The organism is Brakhagea slesvicensis, assembly GCF_052161625.1.
Classification (GTDB): Bacteria; Planctomycetota; Planctomycetia; order Pirellulales; family Pirellulaceae; genus JBKCUI01.
Genome location: NZ_CP197412.1, coordinates 656,122 through 673,931 on the forward strand (window position 1 = coordinate 656,122; position 17,810 = coordinate 673,931).

A 17,810-nucleotide genomic window follows, 5' to 3' on the forward strand; every position below is an offset into this window, starting at 1 on the left:
GAGCAGACGAGCTCGTTTCGCATCATGCGTTGGAGGATTCGGCTGGCCCTTTGGGGCACGTATCGACTAGTCAGTTGTTCTTTCGCATCGCGTTGGCTGCGATGGTCGTAAGATACGAGCACGTCGTCTCCGAGGTCAATTCCGATTTTTGGAATTCTTCCAATTCTTGAGAATAGTTTTCGCGATTAGGCAAAGAGAGCTGGGATTGAAGCGGTTTGTAAGAGATGGCAGCCAAGCGGTCACGCGGGTAGGTAGTAGCAGATGTAAGAATGAGGACAGGCAGAGGACCGAAGAGGGGCTGGGTGATAGTATGGGCAGTTTAGGCAAGAGCGAATGGTTCCCAGTCCAGTCCACCTTGCCCTCGGGTGCATCGAATCGCTATAAGAGAGAGGTACTTAGGTGAGCATGCAAGGAATCATTTCCAATTGGCACAAGTCTTGCCTAGAATAAACGTTGTCGGGATGTCAGGTGTGACAAAACAGTCACAACTAGCATCGCAGGATTTGTTTCGACAGTCGTAATACAAGGAAGGGAGATAGAAACGCTCACAGCGAGGTGAGTGGAGGACGATAAGACACAGGCTTTTACTCGAGAGCAATGTCTTCGCAAAGTCGCCTTGACCGTTATGGATGGTCTTCTGCGGCACGGACTGCGAGATGATAGGGATCGAGTGCGAGGTAACTCTCGCTGTCTGGCAAGGTTGCAGTCCGTCCTCTAACAAACCAAGCGAACATGATCGATCGTGATCACCCTGCGTTTCTATTTGCCTCGGGGGAGAAGACAACTATGCAGATTTCGGGCAATTTTTCGCTATCTGGCATCGACGCGGCTCGTGGTGCATCGCGAGCGAACGCTATTCAATCAGCGCACAGTGAGGCCAAGGCGGGATTATCCATGCCTGTCGATCAGCTGGAGCTTTCACCTGAAGCTTTGGGGATTGAACAGTCCAGTGCTGCGGGCGAAGTCTTTCGCGCCGACAAGGTAGCGAGTCTTCGAGAAGCCATCGCGGCTGGCAATTACGACACCGACGAAAAGCTGAGCGCTGCGTTGGACGTATTGCTGGATCGATTGAGCTAGGTCCGGTTTTCCGGCGTCAACATCGATGAGTTGAGCGCAGCGATCGCTGCATCTTTTTAACGCTCAACTCGGAGCATTGGGATCAATCAGATCACTCGGTCCGCTCGGTGTACCCCTAACCTCCAGTCCCTCTCCCTGAATCGGGGCGAGGGGAGGCGAGAAATGGGAGAGAGATGCGAGCGGCGAGTAGCGAGAACAGACGGTAAGACTCCCTGCGAGTCCATGTGCTGCGTTTCCCGAACACTCTTTCCAGAACAGTGACCAGCTGGGAGAAGGCCCTAGGCCACGCTGTACATTGTCCTCGCACAAGAACAGTCGAGGACGACTGTTCGACAATCGATCCTGAAAGGATCAAAGCTTGTAGCCGGGGGTTGAGTGCAAGCGATACCCCCGGCTAATGGCTCGAGTCCCTTCAGGACAAAAGAATCCGGCGAGACGGAGGTTCTCCATTACTCCATCCTCCATCCTCCTCGCCCCTCGCTCCTCGCAACTCGCCTCTCTCCCCTCGCAACTCGCTACTCGCTACTCGCTACTCGATACTTGCCTCTCATTTCTCGCTTTAGCCAAGTTTGAAAGCTCGATGCAATCGTTAAAGACGGACTGCTTCGTATCTCTATTTTCTCTCGTCGGTCTAAATTACCCCGCCTGAGCATTTTTTCTATTCCATCCTTCTTGGCCAGTCGATTTATGTCGCCTGTTGGGGAGTTGTTTCCTGACGCACAGAGTCATTGAACTTGGTGAGGCTGATTGCTCCGGTCTCGTCAAGTACGCCCTCGTTTCCGAGGGGACGAGTCGCCCCGAGTGAGAAGGGCAACACGAAGAGCCGCAACTAATCGTGTTGTTACCTAGTCACGAGGGCGTCCATGGACGGGATCAGCCCGAGCACCTTGTTGGCGGTCTGACGAGTTCAATGGATCTAAGTGCAGCGGAAACAAGCATCCCTTACGCGACGTTGGAGAAGCGACCCCTGGTTCGCACCGACTGATACATGTGTCCTGCGTGGAATTGCAACATTCAAGGAGAATGGGAATGAAGAAGTTTTGGGCATTACCAGCAGTTGCAGCGATGATGTCTGCTTTTGCTGGAGCTTCGCACGCTGCCTTTGGCGGTGCTGTGAGCTACGAAAATTGCGGTTGTAATGTAGTGGACTCGACGGGTCCTTCTACCTACACCGTCATGAAGAAAGTCCGTAAAGTCGTATACGAACCGGAAACGGTCAACGGTACGAAAATGGTCAACCAAATTGTTTACGAAGATAAAGTCGTAAACCGAGTTCGATACGAGCGAGAAACACACCAACGAGAAGTTTCCTACACGGTCAATGTGCCCGTGCGAGAAACCCACCAAGGTGTTCGCAACTACACGGTTCGCCGACCTGTCTATGAAACCCGTACCAAGCAAGTAACGTACAACGTTTCTCGCCCTGTGTACGAAACACACAGCAAGGTCGTGAACTACACGGTTATGGTTCCTGTTCGTGAAACACACGAGAAGGTCATCAACTACACCGTCAAACGACCTGTGTACGAAACACACAGCAAGGTCGTCAACTACACGGTGATGGTTCCTGTTCGTGAAACACACGAAAAGGTGATCAACTACACGGTCATGAACAAGGTGATGGAAGCTCGCGAGCAAGTCATCAACTATACGGTCATGGTTCCTGTAACCGAGACACGTGAGCGAACCGTTAACTACACCGTTACCAAACCTGTGAACTACACCAAGACGGTGCAAGTTCGCGGCGGAAGCTGGAACACAGTTGAGGAAGAAGTAGCCGGTCCTGTTGTGCGACGCACCGTTCGCGAACCAGGTACTTGGACCTTCGACCCCGCAACGTGCCGAAACGTTTACTGCCCAGGCGCTTGCCGAGTAGAATGCGTTCAGTGCCCACCGAAGAAGGTTTGCAAGAAGGTTTGGGTTCCCACCTGCGAAACCAAGGAAATCAACTGCGTTCGCTACGAAACCGAATGCGCAACCAAGGTTGTTCCTTACACGGTTACCAAGTGCGTTCCTGAATGCCGACAAAAGACGGTCAAGTACAACGTTTGCAAGTTGGTTCCTGAGTGCCGCCAAAAGACCTGCACCTACACCACCTGCAAGATGGTTCCTGAGTGCCGTCAAAAGACTTGCACCTACACCACCTGCAAGATGGTTTGCGAGCAAAAGTCCAAGGTTTGCACCTACACCACTTGCAAGATGGTTCCTGAGTGCCGTCAAAAGACCGTTTGCTACAAGACCTGCAAGATGGTTTGCGAGCAACGAACCAAGGACGTTTGCTACACGGTTTGCAACATGGTTTGCGAGCAAAAGAGCTGCCCATACACCTACACGACTTGCAAAATCGTGAAGGAATGCCGAACCAAGACTGTTCCTTACACCGTCTGCAAGCCAGTTTGCTACCAAGAAACCATCAAGGTTGCTAAGTGCGTCAAGACCTGTGTTCCATGCACCTACACCCGATGCGTTGCCAAGGTTGTTTGCGAAGAAGTTCCTGTAACGGTTTGTGCACCAGCTTGCGATCCATGCGGAAACGCAGGAATCGGTAGCGGCTTGTTCAACGGCCGTCTCCGAAACCTTCTCCGCGGCTCGCGATGCCACGGCGGATGCAACAGCTGTGCAGCAGCTGACTGCGGATGCAGTGCAGCTCCCGCTTGCGGTTGCTAATTGCCACCCATCAACCTCTCCTCACGAAGCTCGCTGGATTTGTTCACCAGCGAGCGAAGTTCAAGAGAGCTTGAGATCGAATAAGAAATGAGAAAGGCCGGTCACTCAACGTGACCGGCCTTTTTTCGTTGCGCCTTCAACGGGTACAATCCGACCCGGCTCCTTTGCCCAGTCTTAGCACGCTTCCTCAACGTTCCTAACCAAAGCTTCATGACGACCGAAGACGAATCCAAAAACGCGCAGCCCGAAGCATTGAGGCGGGTGCAGCTCTACACCGACGGTGCATGCAGCGGAAACCCTGGTCCCGGTGGTTGGGCCTTCGTCCTGAGGGACGTTCCATCCAAAAAAGAACGCGAGGGCTCGGGCGCTGAGCGAGAAAGCACCAACAATCGGATGGAACTCCGCGCTGTAATCGAAGGGCTCAAGGTGCTCAGCCGACCATGCCATGTCAGCCTCTACGCCGACAGCCAATACGTGCTGAAGGGTCTGAAGGAATGGATGCCCAATTGGAAGAAAAATGGATGGCGTCGCAAAGATGGTTCCAAATGGGTCGAAGTGAAAAACGCAGATCTATGGCAAGAGCTGGACCGCTTGAAACACATTCACAAAATCAGCTTCCACCACATCAAAGGGCATAGCGGACACCCGGAAAACGAACGCTGCGATCAACTGGCTGTTGCGGCTTACCAAAACGGCAACTGGTAGACAGACTGCCTCCCAACGATTGCCTGACGACTACCGTTCTAGCGAACGATATCCCTGGCAGTTTCCTCCGACTCCAAGGCTCGCTCGATCTCTCTTCGATCGATCCAAGGGATATCGCCAGGAATGCTGTATTTGAAGGTCGCAACCGTCGTGGCCCATCGCAGCGCCAGGGCTAGATCATCACGATCAAGCCAACTGTGAAGAAAGCCAGCGGAAAATGCGTCCCCTCCTCCCAATCGACCGATCGGAACCACCGGCTTGATCGGTTGCATTACCAAGCCGGACTGATCCGAACAAGCAGCTGCACCAAAACTCCCCAAGGTGACCACGGTCGTGCGACCGGAGCGTAACGAAAGCAATGGATCGAACCCCCTTTGATCGCTTTCGTTGATTTGAATCCCCCAAAGCTTCTTCAAATCGCGTGCTGCCGTGAAGACTAGATCGGCAGAGCGAAAAAGAGGGTCCAACTGACGCTTCGCTTGCTCGGCGGACCATAACAAGGCGCGGTAGTTCACATCGAAACTGATTTTCCATCCAGCATTGCGGGCTAACTCCACCGCGCGCTCGGTCAATCGGCACGCGCCCTGGCTTACACCGCACGAAATTCCCGTCACATGCAGCCACTTTGCCGCACCAGGCTGAAACAGTTCGACGGGCAATTGACTGGCATCAAAGTGTGAAAAGGCGGAGTTCGCTCGGTCGTAGATCACTTGACTGCTGCGAGGGGGAGAGCCCGGCTCCAGAAAATAAAGCCCAACGCGATGATCGTCGGTCCAAAGCACGCGCGAGGTATCGACGCCATGAAGCCGGATCTGGGATTCGATATGTTGCCCAAGTGGATTGTTGGTCAATCGCGAAAGCCAAGCGATCTTGCGTCCTAGTCTGGCCAGTCCGATCGCCGTGTTCGATTCGCTCCCCCCGACATGAATCTCCATCGTCGTGGCTTGTCCCAGTCGGCAGAAACCTGGAGGGGTGAAACGGAGCATCGTTTCGCCAAGGGTGACGACGTCATACATCGTGGACTAAATCTTTCCCGCGTTGGTGTAAACTTCCATGATCTGAAAAAAGATCGTGAAGATTGCGATGATCAAAATGGCAGCGATCGCGAACCACACGGCAAGCCCCGCGAAGATGGCCAATTGCTGTAGCGACGCGCTGGCTTTCTCTCGGTAGGTTGCGGCAAGGCGTTCCAGAGATTCGCTGTCACTGCCGCTGATTTCCCCCACCTCGACCACTTGAATGAACTCATCGGGAAGAAGTCCCGGCGCAGCGAGCGATTCGGCGAACGATTTTCCTTGTTGGATTTCCTTCTCCGATCTCGATATTCCTTGGGTGTAATACTGATTGCCTGTCGCCAGCAGCGATTCACGCAGCGTCCTTTTGGCGTCCACCCCAGCTCCGAGCATCATGGACATCGTCATCGACAAACGGGCCAACGCAGTATTGGTGACGACCGGTCCGATCACCGGGATGTGCCTCACCATGGGAACCAACGTGCGATGGCATTGAAACCAATTCTTCCAAATGCCAAATGCGACTATCAATAGCGATCCAATCGCGACTCCCGAAAACAGCCAAAACCAAATGACACCGCTGGCACCTCGCAACCCGATCCCGGTGAGATCGAACGGCTCGTCGTTCATCGAGCCCGATTGCATGAATCCGTTCACGTAGATCATCAGGGTAATCACGAGAAAGGCGATCGCGAGCGAGATGAGAGGAAACGTCACTTGGCTAAGAAACTGCGATCGGGCCTTTTTCAGTTCGCCATAGTGGTTCGCCATTTCCAAAAAGACATGTTCCACCCGTCCGGAATGCTCGCCCGCTCGAACGATCCGAATGAGAAGCTTTGGAAAATACTCTCCCTGCTGCAGCATGGCTCCCGAAAGTGACTCCCCTTGCAATATCCCATCTCGCATATGCTGGGCCACATCCCGGTGGCGTGTCGATCCAAACCGGGATTCCATCTCCAGGAGTTTCAGGACATCGATACCGGACCGAAGTCCCGTTGCGAAGCGGCGACAGAATCCCTCCAGCGACTTGAGCGACATTCCGCCGATCATCCCCTCGATCCATCGCCCATTGGTAGATCCCGGCAAACTAGCTGGGGATCGAGCCGTGACAGGAACTTCTTTATCGATGCTCACTCGCTCTCCCCCTGCGCTCGGATCGCGGCAATCCAATTGGAACCCTCCACCCAAAACGACTCAGGCCAAGGCTCTTGGTGTCCCAGACGCGGTAGCTCGATGAAATTCTTGTCTTTCGAAGCGGCCAAACGATGCAACTCCCTGCCGGATTGGATCGGAATGACTTCATCATTTCTTCCGTGCAGCTGCAACAAAGGTCCTTGGTACTCGGCGATCCGACGGCTCGATGGGAATCGATTGCGCATCAGCCACCTGACAGGGAACATAGGATACTTTTCTGCGGCAACATCGACTGCCGATGAAAACGTGCGATCCAAAATGAGACCGTCCGCACCGATCTCCGAAGCCGCAACGACTGCCGCATAGCCACCTAACGATCGACCGAGGCATATCACGGGAACGTCATTCCATGGTTTCTGTTGCTTCAACCATCGAGCGATCGCGACCGTATCCTCGTGGATCGCTTTCTCACTGGGAATGCCACCCGTCTTGCCATACCCGCGGTAGTCAAATGCAATGACATTCGCATCCCACTTTTGTCGCAACTCATCCAAGGTCCACCCCAAGGTACCGAGATGCTGCGCATTGCCATGCGCAAACAAAATCGTCCCCCTCGGAGCAGGATGGGGCAACATCCAAACGTGCACGGGCGTTCCGTCCTGGCTCGGGACATAACACTCCGTTGCACCAAAGCGTTCTCCGTTCCATTCGCCCCCATCGAGCTGAGGCGCTGGGAAAAGCAGGGTCGGCTCGAACAGGATGAGCAAAAGCAACAGCAATGCGTAGGAAGTCGCCAGCACCTTCAAACCGGACTTGAGCATCAGGATCGGGCTCCGTTTGGATTTTTTTGGAGGGTTCAAGTCAGGCATGCGCGAAGAGGCTCGATTAAGTGATTCCGCTAGCAAATGCAGTGGCGTAACCGCGGCAGTGTGAGATCGAAAGCATCACCTCGCGAATGCCCCGCTCGCGAGCGATCTCGGCCGCTTTGCCGTGCATCTTCAAGGTGGGGGCACCCGAGACTTCGTTGGTAACCTCAATATCCGTCCATTGAATCCCTTTTGCCCAACCGGTACCCAGAACCTTCAAAACTGCTTCCTTCGCCGCCCAGCGACCCGCGTAATGCTGCGTCGCGGCTTTTCGGCTGGAACAGTACTGAATCTCGCGAGGTGTGAAGACGCGCTGCAAGAAAATCTCGCCGTGCTTTTCGATCATTTGTGCGATTCGTACGCATTCGATGATATCGGTGCCGATGGAAACCAATTGACCGGACATAGACGGAGTTTTGCTACGAGGGGAAACTGCGACGAGGTTGTTGGCGAACGTCGGATGATGTTTTCGAGGGGAGAGATCGCCCCACCTCCGTATGATAGTCGATTGCAGGCTCGGGATTAACCGCCAATTCGCGCCGTCCACGCTCTAACGTCGCTCCCTCCTCGTGCGCAACGGTCGCAGAAGCTGAGTCTGCGGCTTCGGTGGTCTCCATGCGCGCGCGGCGCCGTATCTCGAGAACTTGGACATACTCAGCCCCGAAGAACAGGATGGAAATACCGTAATAGCACCACAATAAAATTGCGATGAACGATCCGATCACCCCATACGCGGAGGTATAACGCATCCCGATAAAGAACATACCGAGAAGAGTTCGCCCCAATTCCCAAACGCAGGCAGCAAGAAGTCCGCCGCGCAGCGCATCGAGCCAATGAACTTTCTTCTTGGGAAGCCAACGGTAGACGAATCCGAAGAGAACACCATTGAGTCCAACCGTAACGGCCGTATCGAAGAAATGAAAGACATGCTGCAAACTGGGCAGAGTGCTCCCGGTCAAGGAACGGAATTGCGCCATGAGCATGCTTGACGCGAACAGCACCAAGATCGTTCCACCTAACGAAACCAACATGAGAAACGCAAAGCATCGGTGGCGAACCAGTCGATAGATCGTCCGTCGGACGGTTGCAGATTTTTGAGGAGGAATCCGAAAGATCCGATCGAAACCTCGGTCGATTTGAGCGAAGACCCCAATTGCCGCCAGGATCGCGGCCGCGATTCCAAACGGTCCGCTAACGATGGACTGGTTGCGAAGCTGCCGTAGAACCTCCTCAATCTGCTGCTTGACGACTGGAGAGGACTGTTGCTCCACCGCCAGCATGACTTTGGATTCGGCGTCTCGGCCGATGTTCGAGAATTCCAAAAAGAGCCCGATGCCGCTGGTCAAAAGCAACATCATGGGAAAAAGGGACAAAGCCAAATAGTAGGCGACCGATGCCGCGAGCGAGCCGGCATCGTCCTCCGTCCAACGGATAGCGGCATCGCGAAGATTGGGAAAAAACGACTTGAGCCAGCCGGTCGAACGGGCTGTGATGGCCGAAGTCACTTCGGTGAAACCAAAGTTTTCTTCGCTTGGGGGGGAATCCGACGGTTTGCGATCCATCCTGATGAGTTTAGATTTTGGGCTCACCCTTCGCCATAGAGATCCTCTCAATGAAAACGCACTATTTCGACCGTGATTCGCTCGACCAGGCAGGCAGTTTGCTTGCGCAGGGAGCGTTGGTCGCTTTCCCCACCGAAACCGTATATGGTCTCGGGGCTAATGCTCGATCCGAAGCGGCGGTGCAACGCATCTTTTCGGCCAAGGGCCGTCCCTCCGATAATCCATTGATCGTGCACATCGCGAAGACCCAAGATTTGGTGGGGCTCGTCCAAACCGTATCGCCTACGGCTCAAAAACTGATAGATCGGTTTTGGCCAGGCCCCCTAACGCTTGTCTTTCCCAAGACGGACGCGGTTCCTGACGCGGTGACCGCTGGACTCAACTCGGTCGCGATCCGCATCCCGGAACATCCCTGGGCCCTCGAAATTCTTGAACATGCCGGTGTACCGGTGGCCGCCCCGAGCGCGAACCGAAGCGGATCGCCCAGCGCTACGACCTGGGAAGCGGTCCGAGACGATCTCGACGGGCGAGTCGAAGGGATCGTTTGTGGTCCCCCCACCGATATAGGCTTGGAAAGCACTGTCGTCGACACCACTCGACTTCACCCCTGCGTTCTGCGACCAGGAAAGGTTTCGTATGAAGAATTGAAGAAAGTTTGTCCGGATATGGAGCCCTATCGCGGTGACGGGCCCTCGAACGACCCACCCGCGGGTAACGATTTAAGCTCTTCCCCGCATGCCCCGAACTCCCCGGGCTTGCGACATCGGCACTACCAACCGATGGCACGCGTCCACATCGTTCTCCATCCTGAATCCACCCCGCCGAAAAAGACATGCTACATTGGGATGGAGCCTCCGGTGCCAGCAGCCGGTTACTTGTCCTATTGTTTGGTGCGCACCCTCGAGGAATATGCACAGGTTCTATTCGACTTTTTTCGCAAGGCGGATCGCTTAGGTGCCGATCGGATCGAGTGCCAGCAGGTCCCGGAGATTGGGCTTGGTACCGCTCTCATGGACCGGCTCAAGCGAGCTTCTCAGAGAGATGAGTGAGTCCAGAATCTTCCCCCTAACAAGCTCCGCAAGAAAGTAGGTTGAGAAATTTCGGTCCCGTTTGTACGCCGCGATCTTGGGTTGATTGCCCTCACGGCCTTGGCAGGAGCATCGATTGGATTCCTAACCCAGCTTCCCATTCGTCAAAAGCGACTGGAGCACTGGCGCAGCGAACAAGCCCAACATGCGATTCACGACCTTCGAACGATCGAGCGACTCTCCCAAGAAATGGGAATCGAGCGATTGCCACCGCTGCTCCAGGATTTGGAATTGGGGGAACTCAAGTGGGAGACGTTCGATCTCGCCGAACCACCTCTCACGCCGACGTGGTCACAGGAACCCAACGGCTTCACACGGATGCGATTGCGTCACAGTTGGATCGATTCCAACGACCAAGCCCGCAACATCATCCTCATTCGACGGTTCGAAAACGCAGAGACGAGTAAATCGATCGGCGACGGCTCGCTCAGCATCGCACTCGGATCGATGGCAGGTCTTCTGCTTGGAGGTGTCCTCCTCCTATTTCGCCAGGCTCGCGAAAGCGAAGTGAACTGGTTGCAAGCGACCGCCAAAGCGCTTCGAGAAGGGAAGTCGAACTTGGAAAAACCGATTTCCAATTGGGTTCCAGATCGAATCGTCTACGGGGTCTATGCGATCTCGGACTCCATGAGACAGCAGATCGACAGCGTGCGCGCGTCGTACGAGAATTCCTCGAGAGCTATGTCCAACATGCCGATCGGAATCCTTTCGTTTGACGAGGAGCTGCGACTGAATTTCGCCAATCCCGCTGGAACCAGCCTGCTCGGTATCGATCGAGCCGAAGTGGGGAAAAAAATCTTGGATGTCGTTCGAATTCCCGCCATCATCGACTGCGTTCAATCCACGCATGAAACGGGTCAGGCCAAGGAAATTGAATACGAACTCACCTCGGAAAAGCGATGGTTGCGACTTCGAACCCAACCGCTTCGCATCGGGCAATCGCAGGCGCAATCCAAAGAGACACATCTTCATCCAGTCCTCCTGACCGTGACCGACGAGACACGCCTCAAGCAACTTGAAAACCTGCGTCGCGACTTTACCGCCAACGTTTCGCACGAATTGAAAACGCCGTTGTCTGCGATCAAAGCCTACGCGGAAACGTTGCAGATGGGAGCCAGCGAAGACCCCGAAGCTAGGGCTCGCTTTATCGAACGGATCAGCGAGCAAGCGACGCGATTGGATGTATTGATACGTGATCTGCTGCAGCTCACCCGGTTGCAATCGCAGCCGGACAAACCGAAACTTTACTCGCTCAAGATCTTCGATTTACTCGAAGCCGCTTTGGAAGACCATCGGCCGATCGCAGAGAAGCGAGGGGTGGCATTGTTGCTTGAATGCGACCCCGCCATCACGGTCCGATCCGATCTCGAATCGCTTCAGACCGTTGTCAACAATCTGCTCAGCAATGCGATCCGCTACAACAAACCTGAAGGCAAGGTCCATATCCGGGTCAACTCAAGTGCATCTAGTTGTTCGATTTTCTTCCAAGACACAGGCATTGGAATTCCACCAAGTGATATCGATCGAGTTTTCGAGCGGTTTTATCGCGTCGAGAAAGCGCGATCGCAGGATCTCGGTGGGACGGGCCTCGGGCTTGCCATTGTCAAACATCTGTGCCAGTCGATCGATGCAGAGATTTCCGTCCGAAGCAAATGGAACGAAGGGAGCGTGTTCGAACTGAAACTCCCGCTCTCTCCTACGGAAACAAATTAGGAGCTGAAAACGCCTTGCAAGGGCCCGCGTGCCGTCAGGGTTACTGCTGCAGCGGTCCAGAGTGCGTCAGGCTTTCGCGGCGAAGCATGCTTTAGCGGCCGAGAAGGGGTGGCTGAGCCGAATTGGGGGGAGGACCGACATACCCTGGAGGCACCATTCCCGGGGAATAGGCAGTCCCGCCAGGATAGGGCGTGCCAGCGGGATAGCTGCCGGCCGGAACCGTTCCAGCAGGCATTGCTCCGGTGCCAGGAATCGGTGTCCCGACAGCAGGACTTGGATAGATAGGCTGCGCGCCGGGTTGTTGCGCGTACGGGTACGTGGGGTAATAGGGGTACCCGTTATAAGGCCCCGTGGCACCGTTGGGAGCGCAGACGTTTGGGGACGAACACCCGAAGCTCATCAGCAAACAAGCTGCAATGGAGGTGGAAAATCCTCTGATACGAGCTAACCGCAATCCTTGATGTTTCATCTCGATGATTCCTCCTTGCCTTCCGCAAAACGGCGTCTACCGCGAAACGGCGAAGTCCCGCGACAACCCTCCCATCGGCGGAAGGGCCCTCCCATCGACGGAAAGGAAGGTCGAGACGTACGCGTGCGCTGCGTCGGTGATCGCTCGACAATACGAATTCGGCCCCAGCAACGCTAGAGGAATCTTCGCAGCCGATCAGGGAAGTTCGCGGGGCGAGGAGCGAGTGGCGAGGAGCTGCATTGTCGAACGGTCGTCCCCGACCGTTTCTGCGCGAAGGAAATACGCAACGTGGCTTGCGTTACTCGCTGGGAAGCCATTGGACTGCGTCGAGGACGACGTGGCCTGAAGTTCCTGCATTGGTGATTTTCACTTTGCCAACGCTTCTCCCGTTGAACGTGAATTCGCCGAGATCCACCCAAGGCTTCTCGCTAGGCGCCTTGGTCTGATCCACATCCACTTTGGCTACGCCCGCTGCATGATGGACTTCGACGGTTACACGCTGGGTCCTGTTGCTCCCTGCAGAGTAGGCCATGCGAACGCGGTACCTGCCCTTGAGCGGCATCTTCGTCGCGAACTCGGCCGTGCTTTCCGGTACTTTGGCATCGGCATCGTGAAGATAATCGACACCCACCCAAGGCTTCGTACTGCGGCTCGATGCCCAGTGACCTGTCAAGGTCGCGTCCTTGTTGTCGACGACTATCCCTTTCAAAGACGACACCGCGATATCCTCGGGCAACTTCTCCTCGTACTCAAGCACTTGACCGTTTTTGAGCAACAGCGGCCGAAGGTCCTCGTAGGATACCGATTGAACATCGGTCTTGTTGCGGATCGCTAACGAAGCGATCGAGGAAGCGGACTCGCCAAGGATCATGAATACCGGCTCCATCCGAATCGATCCAAACGCGATGTGCGAGCTGGAAACGCATACCGGTACTAGCAAATTGGCGACTTCCCCCTTCTTCGGCATGAGCGAACGCATGGATATAGGATAGGGCCCGCGGGTCGAGACTCCGATGTCTCCTTCATTTTGAACAAATCCATCGGGAGTGACATAACGCTGCACATTGTGGGAGTCGATGGTGTACGAACCCATGCCGACGGAGTCCATCACGGGATTCTTTTTAAGGATCTCGTTCTCGGTCATGACCATTTCTCCGACGAGACGACGGGCTTCCCGAATATAGAGCTGATGGGGCCAATTGCCGTTGTCAACAAACTCATCCTTCGCCAATCCCCATTCGGAAAACACCTTGCGTACATCGTCTGGGATATTGGGATCATTCGCTAAGAAATACATGAGCCCTTGTTGGTACCGCCGATGCTCGTCGATGATTTCTCTACGCCGCTCATAACTTGCGGTTGGGTAATCGTAATTCATCCCGATATTGTCGGTGCTAAACGGACCATGATTGTTCGTGTCGGTCTTGAAATTGGGGACCGGATCGAACTTGGCAAACCCCTCGCGCCAACCCGCCAGTAGCACCCTCCGCATCAACTCATAGTTCTTTGGATCGTAGCCCTCTGGTTTGGGAAAGGCGACGCGATTGGGAGCGTGATTGGTCAAGCACATTCGGAAGCAGTAAGCCTGAACACGATGATCGGCGGCACCGTACTGACCCGGTGGATCCGAGCTGATTTTGGGAAGCAATCCGCTCTGTGCATTCCCAGGAACCACGTAAGGGCTAATACCTTCTTTGAAAATGCCGAAGTGGTGGCGATGGTGAAGCACTCCTACTTGGACACCATTCCAATCCTCCCCATACTGCGCGTTGGCTTCGCGACCGACATGAAAAGACGCGCCAGCCGCATCGATCAAGTCCCCTTCGTAGGTGGCATCGAGGAAGACCTTCCCTCGATAAACGGTTCCATCCAACGTGCGGATGGACTCGATCGTTCGATCCTTTTTGACGACACCCTCTGAAGAACGATCTAAATAAGCTTCGCGGACGACTTCAATTCCTTCTTCCTTCACCCAGTCTTCGAAAACGGTCTCGGCGATATGCGGTTCAAAGATCCACATCGTCCGCTGTTGGCCATCGATCGCCGGGTTCCCTTGCCCCTGGTTCCCATACGACTCTCGAGGCTGATGTTTCCAAGCCTCTGGCTTTTGATAGTGCGTCCAAACACGGTGATAAAACTCCCGCGATAAACCTCCGATGACCGCTTTGTTTCCAGTATCGGTCCACCCTAGACCACCCGCAGTCAATCCTCCAAGATGCTTGTCGGGAGAGACAACGAGAACGGAATGCCCCAGCCTCTTCGCTTGTATCGCTGCTGTGATCGCCCCGGATGTCCCTCCGTAGACAACGACGTCTGCCTCGCGCACTGGCGGGGCAGCTGCTTGGGAGCGAGCGGAGCCTGCCAACGGCAGGAAGCACACCAAAGACAAAAGACAAACGACGATTTTCATAAGTTCGAGGGGAGAGGGGAGAGCAGGATGGAATGCGATGAATGGCACCTAGTCTAGCCGAACGGCATAGCAGGAGCAAAACAAGTGGGGGGAAATACCGGTCCGAGACCGATTGGAACAGATACGCCGGTCGGAGACCGGTCATTACCGGTCATTACCGGGGGAATGCCACATTGAAAATAGATCCAGCCTGATGCGCCGCACTCACGACGAACTGGAACGGTCTGGTTCGGTCATACCCCCGTGTACTCCACTGGACTTCGACTCCCGATAGCGGTCCAAGCCATCGCGCGAGGATCTCGACGGAATCATCGGCCAAGTGCGACTGAAACCGCCGCGCCAAACATTCCGTTGCACCGACGTACAACACCTCTCCCTGGGTGCTTACCCAACGGTATACACCACAAGTGGAAGGCAACGCGTCGGCTCGCAACTCTGAAAAAGGAACAGACTCAAATTGGATCGCTTCGTCCGTGGTTTCGTTCCTGGCTTCGTCCGCTCGCTGCTGCTCCAGATTCCACTCGTACCTCAGAAGCAACGTTCCCAGGCGATAGTCGAGAGGGTTGAAACCGCGAGCCAAACACATCGCATCGCGATCAAAAAGTTCCGCGATCGCAGGATCGCAAAACAATTCTTCCAGTGTCGATTCTGGATAACGATCGGAGATTCGACGCCAAGCGATTTCGGAAGCATGAAGGAACGGATCCGCGAAAGACCACGACAACGGCGCGCGCGCCTCGGCATGAATCTCGGTGGATGGCGAACCAGTGGGTGCATCCAGATAAGCCGACAACATTCCTTCATATCGAAGACGGAACAGACTGCGATTTCGCTCGGCCGCTAAACCTGAAACCCCCAACTGATCGCATTGCGATTGGAACGCTTGATTCAAATGCGGATCGAGAAGCACCCTCTCCAAAGCATAACCTTTGGAAGCGCGGCGAAACGCAGTGGCCAAAACCTCGGCCTGTGTCTCCATCGGAACGGTATCAAAAAAGCCCGGCAAGAAACCTTCATCGATCTGTTGGGAGACTCTCCCTTTGGACTTCCTGTTAGCTCGTTTCAACTGGACTTCGTCTACCGACTTGACACTCGCCCGGGGATCCTCGACTCCTTCGAGCCGATCTCCCACCTCCGTTCGTTCCAACCTCGCGGTCCCCTGCGCGGAATACTCGTTCGAGAGTTCGAATCCAACGAATTGCCGACCCAGTTTCTTAGCAACGACCAGCGTTGTCGCGCTCCCGGAAAAGGGATCAACGACGATGTCGTTCGGATTGGAACAAGCGCGGATGATGCGCCCCAACAATTGCTCGGGCATCTGACAGCCATGAAATCCAGCGCGCTCTTTGAACGTCCCGTTGACACGGGGAAAGTACCATATGTCTTCATTCGGTTGAAAAGCATCGCGACAGTCCTGCGGGCGCAGGATCCAAGTATCGTCAGGAGAACGCCCTTTGGGATTCGCACGCTTGTCGTTGTAAATCAACTGCCGAGCCGATGGGACGGCGATCGCCTCGGGATGGTAACAGAACGCTCGCTTGTCCTTTACAAAATAGAAGAGATGGGCATGGGACCGGGTGAATTTGTTTTTGCAATGCACGCCGAAGGTGTAGTACCAAATCACCCAGCTACGAAGATGAAACCCCGCTCGGCAAGCCTCGACTTTCAACTCCGCTGCAAACTCGTCACCGATCGCAAGCCAAAACGTGCCATCGGGACGAAGGACGCGATGCAGCTCCCGCATCCATGATCCGCACCACTGGAGATACTCATTCGATTCCAACTGATCGTCGTAAACGTCGTAGTCGTAACCGATATTGAACGGTGGATCGGCAAATGCCAGGTGCACCGAAGCGTCCGCGATGGACTGCAATCCCACGACGCAGTCCATGTTGAGTATTTTACCCCAAGGGGCCACCGGCAATTCGATCGACATCGCTCAACCATCGCTCCGTGGAGACGACTCCCCGAGTAAGAACCGGACGCTAGCAGACTAGCGTTGAACGCGAGCCGAGCCACCCTTCGCAAGGGCTTCGACTTCCGGCAATCGGGCCATGGTCGTGTCCCCTGGGAACGTGGTGAGCAATGCACCGTGCGCCCAGCCGAGTCGCAAGGCTTGTTCGGGCTCTTTGCCAGCCAACATGCCATAGATGAGACCGGCAGCAAAGCCATCGCCGCCACCGATGCGATCGACCACATCGAGCGAGCAAGTCGGAGAGACATAACGCTTTCCGTCATACCAGAGAACCGCAGCCCATTCGTGTCGGTTGGTAGAGTGAACTTCACGAAGTGTCGTCGCCACCATTTTCACGTTCGGGAACTTCTCTACAGCTCGTTCGATCATGGTGAAGAAGGATTCGGGATCCAACGACGACTTCGACTCGACATCTTGCCCCTCGATCCCCAATCCCTTCTGAAGATCCTCTTCATTCCCCACGAGCATGTCGACGTTTTGCACGATCTTGCTGATCTGCTCTTGCGCCTTCGAAGCCCCCCCGATGGGAGCCCAAAGTTTGGCTCGGTAGTTCAAATCGAACGAGGTGACAGCCCCCGCTTCCTTGGCCGCCTTCATCCCTTCGATAATCAATTCAGATGTGGTGGCGGAGAGCGCCGCGAAAATACCACCGGAATGGAACCATCGCACACCGCTGGCGAAGATTTTTTTCCAATCGAAATCCCCGGGCTTGAGCAATGCCCCCGCCTCATTCGAGCGATTGTAGAAGACGACTGGCGGACGGACGCCGAGGCCCCGGTCGCTGTAGACGGTCGCGATATTCGGACCGCGGACACCGTCGTGCTCGAAATGCTTGTAGATGGGCTTCACTCCCATCTCCTGAACTTTGCCTTGAACCAATTCGCCGATGCCGTAGTTCACCATGGCGGTTGCGACACCGGTCTTCAATCCAAAGCAGTCCGACAAGTTCGCGGAAACGTTGTACTCTCCACCCGACACATGCACTTCAAACGACTTCGCCTTGCGAAACGGGATGATGCCTGGATCCAATCGATGAACGAGTGCGCCGAGGGAGAGGAAGTCGAGATCGCAAGCGTCTTTGCGAATGGATAACTGAGCCATGGGGAACTCCAGCAAGGGGAATGAGGCGAA

General features: G+C 55.0%; 14 protein-coding genes. 5 read left to right on the forward strand and 9 right to left on the reverse strand.

Features of this window, described 5'->3' with window-relative positions; all coding sequences use genetic code 11:
• The first annotated feature begins 732 nt into the window (after positions 1 to 732).
• The 3 genes from SH467x_RS02535 (at position 733) to rnhA (ending at position 4,449) form a co-directional block, all read left to right on the forward strand.
• On the forward strand, positions 733 to 1,077 hold the full coding sequence (locus SH467x_RS02535) for a flagellar biosynthesis anti-sigma factor FlgM (RefSeq protein ID WP_482369724.1): 345 nt from the start codon (positions 733 to 735) through the stop codon (positions 1,075 to 1,077).
• Positions 1,078 to 2,106: 1,029 nt separating this feature from the next.
• Positions 2,107 to 3,744, forward strand: coding sequence for a hypothetical protein (locus tag SH467x_RS02540; RefSeq protein WP_482369725.1), 1,638 nt, complete (start codon positions 2,107 to 2,109; stop codon positions 3,742 to 3,744).
• A 210-nt stretch (positions 3,745 to 3,954) separates the two neighbouring features.
• Positions 3,955 to 4,449, forward strand: coding sequence for a ribonuclease HI (gene rnhA, locus SH467x_RS02545; RefSeq protein WP_482369726.1), 495 nt, complete (start codon positions 3,955 to 3,957; stop codon positions 4,447 to 4,449).
• Between the two features lie 38 nt (positions 4,450 to 4,487).
• Here rnhA and SH467x_RS02550 read toward each other — a convergent pair whose 3' ends face one another.
• From SH467x_RS02550 to SH467x_RS02570, 5 genes are all read right to left on the reverse strand, one after another.
• Positions 4,488 to 5,465: a PfkB family carbohydrate kinase gene (locus SH467x_RS02550; protein WP_482369727.1), complete on the reverse strand. Its 978-nt coding sequence runs from the start codon at positions 5,463 to 5,465 to the stop codon at positions 4,488 to 4,490.
• Between the two features lie 6 nt (positions 5,466 to 5,471).
• Positions 5,472 to 6,596, reverse strand: a complete 1,125-nt coding sequence (locus SH467x_RS02555) for a type II secretion system F family protein (protein ID WP_482369728.1) — start codon at positions 6,594 to 6,596, stop codon at positions 5,472 to 5,474.
• Positions 6,593 to 7,417 (reverse strand): alpha/beta hydrolase, encoded by an 825-nt coding sequence (locus tag SH467x_RS02560; RefSeq protein ID WP_482369729.1) that lies wholly within the window; start codon positions 7,415 to 7,417, stop codon positions 6,593 to 6,595. Before SH467x_RS02560 ends, SH467x_RS02555 begins: the two co-directional genes overlap by 4 nt.
• A 64-nt stretch (positions 7,418 to 7,481) precedes the next feature.
• The gene (gene acpS, locus SH467x_RS02565) at positions 7,482 to 7,868 is read right to left on the reverse strand and encodes a holo-ACP synthase (protein ID WP_482369730.1); all 387 of its coding nucleotides are present in this window, start codon (positions 7,866 to 7,868) and stop codon (positions 7,482 to 7,484) included.
• A gap of 13 nt (positions 7,869 to 7,881) precedes the next feature.
• A complete protein-coding gene (locus tag SH467x_RS02570; RefSeq protein WP_482369731.1) occupies positions 7,882 to 9,024 on the reverse strand; it encodes a YihY/virulence factor BrkB family protein in 1,143 nt (380 codons plus the stop codon).
• 50 nt (positions 9,025 to 9,074) lie between these two features.
• Between SH467x_RS02570 and SH467x_RS02575 the strand changes: the two genes are divergently transcribed.
• Complete coding sequence (locus tag SH467x_RS02575) at positions 9,075 to 10,073, forward strand: L-threonylcarbamoyladenylate synthase (protein WP_482369732.1); 999 nt, start codon at positions 9,075 to 9,077, stop codon at positions 10,071 to 10,073.
• 81 nt (positions 10,074 to 10,154) lie between these two features.
• On the forward strand, positions 10,155 to 11,825 hold the full coding sequence (locus SH467x_RS02580; RefSeq protein ID WP_482369733.1) for a sensor histidine kinase: 1,671 nt from the start codon (positions 10,155 to 10,157) through the stop codon (positions 11,823 to 11,825).
• 91 nt (positions 11,826 to 11,916) lie between these two features.
• Here SH467x_RS02580 and SH467x_RS02585 read toward each other — a convergent pair whose 3' ends face one another.
• The 4 genes from SH467x_RS02585 to SH467x_RS02600 form a co-directional block, all read right to left on the reverse strand.
• Positions 11,917 to 12,294 carry a hypothetical protein gene (locus tag SH467x_RS02585; protein WP_482369734.1) on the reverse strand — a complete coding sequence of 126 codons (378 nt, stop codon included), beginning with the start codon at positions 12,292 to 12,294 and terminating at the stop codon, positions 11,917 to 11,919.
• A 298-nt stretch (positions 12,295 to 12,592) separates the two neighbouring features.
• Entirely contained in the window at positions 12,593 to 14,704 is a 2,112-nt protein-coding gene (locus tag SH467x_RS02590; RefSeq protein WP_482369735.1) for an FAD-dependent oxidoreductase, read from the reverse strand.
• A gap of 154 nt (positions 14,705 to 14,858) precedes the next feature.
• Entirely contained in the window at positions 14,859 to 16,640 is a 1,782-nt protein-coding gene (locus SH467x_RS02595; RefSeq protein ID WP_482369736.1) for a DNA methyltransferase, read from the reverse strand.
• A 57-nt stretch (positions 16,641 to 16,697) separates the two neighbouring features.
• Positions 16,698 to 17,780: a PfkB family carbohydrate kinase gene (locus tag SH467x_RS02600; protein WP_482369737.1), complete on the reverse strand. Its 1,083-nt coding sequence runs from the start codon at positions 17,778 to 17,780 to the stop codon at positions 16,698 to 16,700.
• Between the last annotated feature and the right edge of the window lie 30 nt (positions 17,781 to 17,810).